The sequence below is a fragment of the Micrococcus sp. HMSC31B01 genome, from assembly GCF_001816085.1.
GTDB lineage: Bacteria > Actinomycetota > Actinomycetes > Actinomycetales > Micrococcaceae > Micrococcus > Micrococcus luteus.
The window spans coordinates 1-4,993 of sequence record NZ_KV825152.1; the positions used below are offsets into that span (position 1 = coordinate 1).

General features: G+C 73.1%; 6 protein-coding genes and 1 pseudogene. 1 reads left to right on the forward strand and 6 read right to left on the reverse strand.

The window, feature by feature from the left end:
* Positions 1–423: YchJ family protein (locus HMPREF3105_RS06980; protein WP_070709044.1), on the forward strand; the 423-nt coding region annotated here is incomplete at its 5' end.
* 38 nt (positions 424–461) lie between these two features.
* Here the strand turns inward: HMPREF3105_RS06980 and HMPREF3105_RS13240 are convergent.
* From HMPREF3105_RS13240 to HMPREF3105_RS07005, 6 genes and pseudogenes are all read right to left on the reverse strand, one after another.
* A complete protein-coding gene (locus HMPREF3105_RS13240) occupies positions 462–617 on the reverse strand; it encodes a hypothetical protein (RefSeq protein WP_166795201.1) in 156 nt (51 codons plus the stop codon).
* Between the two features lie 86 nt (positions 618–703).
* A complete protein-coding gene (locus HMPREF3105_RS06985; RefSeq protein ID WP_002856639.1) occupies positions 704–907 on the reverse strand; it encodes a helix-turn-helix transcriptional regulator in 204 nt (67 codons plus the stop codon).
* A 3-nt stretch (positions 908–910) separates the two neighbouring features.
* A complete protein-coding gene (locus tag HMPREF3105_RS06990; RefSeq protein WP_246830348.1) occupies positions 911–1,165 on the reverse strand; it encodes a hypothetical protein in 255 nt (84 codons plus the stop codon).
* A gap of 97 nt (positions 1,166–1,262) precedes the next feature.
* Positions 1,263–2,255 carry a GNAT family N-acetyltransferase gene (locus HMPREF3105_RS06995; protein WP_070709045.1) on the reverse strand — a complete coding sequence of 331 codons (993 nt, stop codon included), beginning with the start codon at positions 2,253–2,255 and terminating at the stop codon, positions 1,263–1,265.
* A 204-nt stretch (positions 2,256–2,459) separates the two neighbouring features.
* Positions 2,460–4,331, reverse strand: coding sequence for an alpha/beta hydrolase (locus HMPREF3105_RS07000; protein WP_070709046.1), 1,872 nt, complete (start codon positions 4,329–4,331; stop codon positions 2,460–2,462).
* 95 nt (positions 4,332–4,426) lie between these two features.
* Positions 4,427–4,900 (reverse strand): annotated as a pseudogene (locus HMPREF3105_RS07005) (hypothetical protein); the annotation flags it as partial.
* Between the last annotated feature and the right edge of the window lie 93 nt (positions 4,901–4,993).

Consider the following 4,993-nt stretch of genomic DNA (forward strand, 5'->3'; position numbering starts at 1 on the left):
TGCGGGTCCGGAGCCGGGCTCGCGGCGTGCTGCGGTCGCCTGCACGCGCGTTTCGCCCGGGACGGCGCCCTGACCGCGCCCACCGCCGAGGCGCTCATGCGCTCCCGGTACACGGCGTTCGCGCGGCTGGGCGAGGCCGGGCCGGCAGAGGCGCGGGCGATGGCCGACTATCTCGCCGCGACCTGGGTTCCCGAGCACCGGCCCACCGCGGCCGAGCTGCTGCCGGCCGCGGGGGAGCAGGCTCCGCGGTTCACCCGCCTGGCGGTGCTGGACGTGCGGGACGGCGGGCCGTTCCAGGACGCCGGGACCGTGGAGTTCGTGGCCGTCGGCGCGGGGGCCGAGGGCCGGTTCCGACTCCATGAGGTCAGCCGGTTCCGCCGTGAGGACGGGATCTGGCGCTACGTGGACGGCGACGTGCGCTGAGGCCGGGGGCGCGTCGGACGGCGGCCGGCGGTGCCGCGTCAGAAGGCGGAGAAGATCCCGGCGCCCACGCTGAGGACCAGGCCCAGGATGGCGACCCACGCCACCAGGGTGACGATCGGGCGGGGGCGACGCGGGGCGTCGTCGTGCCAGTCCACGCCCTCCAGCTCCGGAGGGGTGCGCAGCTCTCGATCCATGGCCCCAGCCTCTCATGCCCCACGCCGCCCCGGGCCCAACGCGGGTTGACTTGTCACGGGTGCTGGGCGCCTGGACCCGCGACAACTCAACCCGCGTTGCCGTCCGGGGTGAACAGGTCCTCGATCCGCCGCCCGAACACGGCCGCGAGGCGGAAGGCGAGCGGGAGCGAGGGGTCGTAGCGGCCCTTCTCGAGAGAGATGACGGTCTGCCGGGAGACGCCGAGCTCGTCGGCGAGCCGCTGCTGCGACCAGCCGAGGCGGGCACGCTCGTCGGGGATGGTGTTCTCCACGGCTCAGCCCCGGCGCTTCTGGATCTGGTACCGGATCGCGGCGGCGCAGCCCATGAGGACGAACAGGGCGGCACCCACGGCGCCGACGGCCAGGCTCACGCCCATCAGTCGTCCGGTGCCGCCGCCGAGACGGGAGGAGCAGCCCCAGCGGGAGCGGGTGTCCCGGCGCGGATCGGTGGTGGCGGTGCCGGCGTGCTCCGCCGCCGCGCCCTGCCTGTCCGCTGCGGCGGCGGTGTGGTGGGAGTGGTTCGCGGTCATGGGGCCCTCCTGTGGTCGATGCCTGGGCCGGTGGCCCGGCCCGCCTCGGAGGCCCTGGGGGGCCGTCCGACCGGACGTTGTGAAGCAAGCTTGACAGTCAAGTGACCTTGTCGTCAAGGGAACTTGACGCCGGGGCCCGCGCGAACTCCTCCCACGTGATGGGCGGGGTCAGCCCGAGCCAGGCCGGTTCGAGACGGAATCCGAGGGCTGCGTTCATCCGCAGGGACGCCGCGTTGACTTCGGCACCGCCGGTGCCCCACTCGCGCCCACCGCGGGCATGGGTCGCCAGGACAGTCGCCGCCTTGACGGCCTTCGCCACGCCACGGTTCTCGTGCTCGGACGCGACCGCGGTGCGGTCGACCTCCCACCGGTCAGGGGAGCGGAACGTCAGGGTGAATCCGATGAGCACGCCTCCCTCGAAGGCCCCCACGGCGAGCCCCTCTGGGGTGGACAGTCGGGCCTCGAGGTCGTCCGGCAGCGGCTCGTGACGGGAGCCGTCGGTGCGCGGGAATCGGGGAGCCGCTTCCTCGTCGAGGGCGCGCAGGGCAGGCAGGTCGACGGCGGTCAGTCTCCGCACCTCGATTCCCCGAGCTTCGGCCGCCGCGACGTGGCCACGGTAGGGCGCCAGGTCGGCGTCGTCGTCGAGGTGGAGGCGCGCGCCCCAGGAGCGGGAGCGCACGCTCCACCCGGCGTCGAGCAGCGCGGCGGCCTCGGCCGAGTCTTCGCGGTGCACGCGGGCGTCCGCCCGTGGGTCGGTCACGGGGGTGAGCATCGAGCACGGGATGTGCCCGGAGACGGCCTCGTCCGGATAGATGTGCGGGAACTCGGCCGAGTGGGGATCGGAGGGGTCTCCCGGCTCGCGCCGCACCCGCAGGCCGGCCCCCGCCAGTTCGTCCTCGTCCAGGCCGACGACGAACGCGTCGGGCCGGTCTGGGTAGATCGCCGCGCCGACCATTCCCACCTGGGCGGCGTCGTCGGAGGCGTGGAGGAAGCCGACGTCGTCGATCGAGGCGCCGCGCGTCGACGCCGTGTAGCGGCCGGTGCGACGCGCGGCGGCCCAGTCCTCCGGGAGGGTGATGTGCAGGATCATGGCGCGAGGCTATCGGCCTCGGCGTCGACGCCACCCCTCCGGCTGCCCATCGCGGGTTGAGTTATCGGGGGTGCGCGGCGGCGGCACCCGCGACAACTCAACCAGCGTTGCAGGGCCGCCCCGGGGCGTGACGACGGCCCGGCGTCTCCGCGGGGGAGTCGCCGGGCCGTCGGGGGCGAGCCGGGTGCCGGGGTGCCCGGGCCGTCAGTCCTCCAGGAAGGCCTCGACGTCCGGGGTCACCGCGCGGGAGTCGATCAGCTGACGCTCAATCGCGTCGTGGGTGATCCGGTTGGCCTCGCGCACGGCGTCGGTGCGCATCGAGATCTTGATGTCGCCCTTGTGCGTCGGGGTCCCGGCCACCTGGACCGGCTGGGTCTCGAGCGGCAGCGGGACGGCGTCGCACAGCGACTTCTCGGCCGGCTGGGCGCCGGTCAGGAAGTAGTCACGGATGGGCGCGTCCACGCACTCGGTGCGGTACGGGAACAGGCCGTGGGTGCCCTCGTTGTCCACGGAGATCAGGGACGTGTTGCGCAGCACGCCGGCGGCGCGGTGGCCGCCCTCGTACGGGGTCGCCGCGTCCAGCTCGGACTGCACGATCACGGTGTTCGGGGCGCCCTTGCCACCGGGCTGGGCGGGCATGGAGGTCTGGGCGGGCCAGTACATGCACTCCGACGGGCCCATCAGCACACCGATCCACGGGGCCTTGCGGCCGAGGTCGTCCACCCACGAGGTCCAGTATCCCTGCGAGGTGTTCCACTGGCCGTCCTGGCAGCGGATCGCCGAGAACGCGCCCTCGAAGGTGACGGCGTCACCGGCCTGGGTGGCGGCGACGAGCTGCTCGCGCTCGCCCACGGTCTCCAGGCCGCGGGCGGCGAAGCGGTCGAAGGAGTCGCGCTCCTCGGCCGGCAGCGACGCACGGGCCTCGGCCAGGATGCGCTCGATCTGGGTGCGCTGCCCCGCGGGGTCCGTGGCCGCGGCCTCGGACTCCATGATGCGGATGTAGGCGGCGATGACGGACCCGGCGTCGAGGTACTGGGACGTGTCGTACAGGGCCGGCAGCAGGAACGAGCCGGCGACGATCATGCCGAGCTGGGTGCGGGTGCCGCCCACGTCCTCCCAGCGCTCCCGGATCTGCATCGGGTCGTCCCCGAGGTCGAAGATCTCGTCGTGCCGGGCCACGTAGGGGAGCATCGCGTCCTGGAACTGGCGGTCGCGGGAGCGCGGCTGCAGGTCCCAGGTGGTCTGGAGCCCGTCGCGGGAGATGTCCACGGCGGAGTCCAGCAGGAACCGGTGCGTGTGCTGGGGGAAGACGCGCTGGTACCAGCTGCCCAGCCAGGTGCCGTACGAGTAGCCGATGTAGGAGGTCTTCTCCTCGCCCAGGACGGCGCGGATGAAGTCCATGTCGTACACGGTCTGCTCGGTGGTGATGTACGGGGTGAGCTCGTTCTCGAGGCACGCGTCGACCTGGGCCTTCGTGTCCTGCCACACGTCGTGCTCGGGGTTCGGCGTGTAGGTGCACTCCAGGGCGGTGGACTGGCCCACGCCGCGGGGGTCGAAGCCGATGAAGTCGTACTGCTCGGCGAGCTCCGGGGCGCGCTCGGCCATGGCGGGCCCCCAGGGCAGGCCGGAGCCGCCCGGGCCGCCGGGGTTGACCAGCGCGATGCCCTGGCGCTCCGGGTTGCCCTTCGAGGTTTCGGTCTTGGCCACGCGCAGGGTGATGGTGTGGCCGTCCTCGGGGTTCTTCCAGTCGCGGGGCACCGTGACGTCGGCGCACGCGGTGCCGGGGATCGCGCTGAACCGGGCGTTGAGGCTCTCGCTGCCGAAGTCGCAGGCCTCCCAGTCCAGCGTCTGGCCCACGAGGTGCGGCGCGAGCGCGGCGGCGTCGTTGACCTTGTTGCCCCGCGTGGCGGAGAGGTCGTTGGAGCGGGCCTGACCCTGCGATGCGGACCCGTTGCCGTTGCCGTTGCCGTTGCCGGGCGCGGAGAGCGCGGGGGCGGCGGCCGTGACGGCGAGCGAGACGGCCGCGACGGCGGCGGCGAGCGTGGTGCGGCGGCGAGCTGGAACGGTTCTGGTCACGTCAGGTCCTCGAGTCGTTCGGTGCGGAGAGGGCCGGGGCGGTCACCGGATGACGCGAGTGATGCGCCTCACAGCCTGTAGAGCGGCCATCCTAATCATGGACGTGCGCTGGAAGTCCACTCGGCGGCCGGCCCGGTCCCGGGGGCCGCCCCCGCGGCTGCGTCCAGCACCGCCAGCAGCCGCACCCGCAGCGCCTGGCCCCGCGCGGCGAACTCGCGCTGTCGCCGCGCGTACTCGGCACGCCCGGCCGGCTCCTCGATCCGCACGGCCGCGTAGCCGCCGCGCCCGTCGGAGAGGTCGTCCACCCCGGTCAGGTCGTACGGCGAGGCCTCCATGTCCAGCCTGCGGATGTCCCACGCGAGGTCGAAGCAGTCCGCGAGCAGGTCCGAGTCGACCACCGGCACCAGCTTGTACGCCCACTTGTACAGGTCGCTATGCCTACGCTCCCCACATATGAAACCCCCGCGACGGCGGCAACCGTCCGGGGGCATGGCCACCACGACAAGGACGTGATGACGTGAACCAGCGTACCCGCACCCTCCCCCAGCTTCTCCAGCCCGTCGCCCGCGCCGCCACTTGCACGGCGCTCACAGTGGCGGGCTTCTTCATGCTTTCGCTCCCGTCCGTCCTTGTGGGGGCGTGCTGACGATGGGCGACTACTA

Bases quoted from the DNA above. Each gene is read 5' to 3' on its own strand.
- HMPREF3105_RS06990 (WP_246830348.1), bottom strand. From the start codon at position 1,165: ATGACCGCGAACCACTCCCACCACACCGCCGCCGCAGCGGACAGGCAG.
- HMPREF3105_RS06995 (WP_070709045.1), bottom strand. From the start codon at position 2,255: ATGATCCTGCACATCACCCTCCCGGAGGACTGGGCCGCCGCGCGTCGC.
- HMPREF3105_RS13240 (WP_166795201.1), bottom strand. From the start codon at position 617: ATGGATCGAGAGCTGCGCACCCCTCCGGAGCTGGAGGGCGTGGACTGG.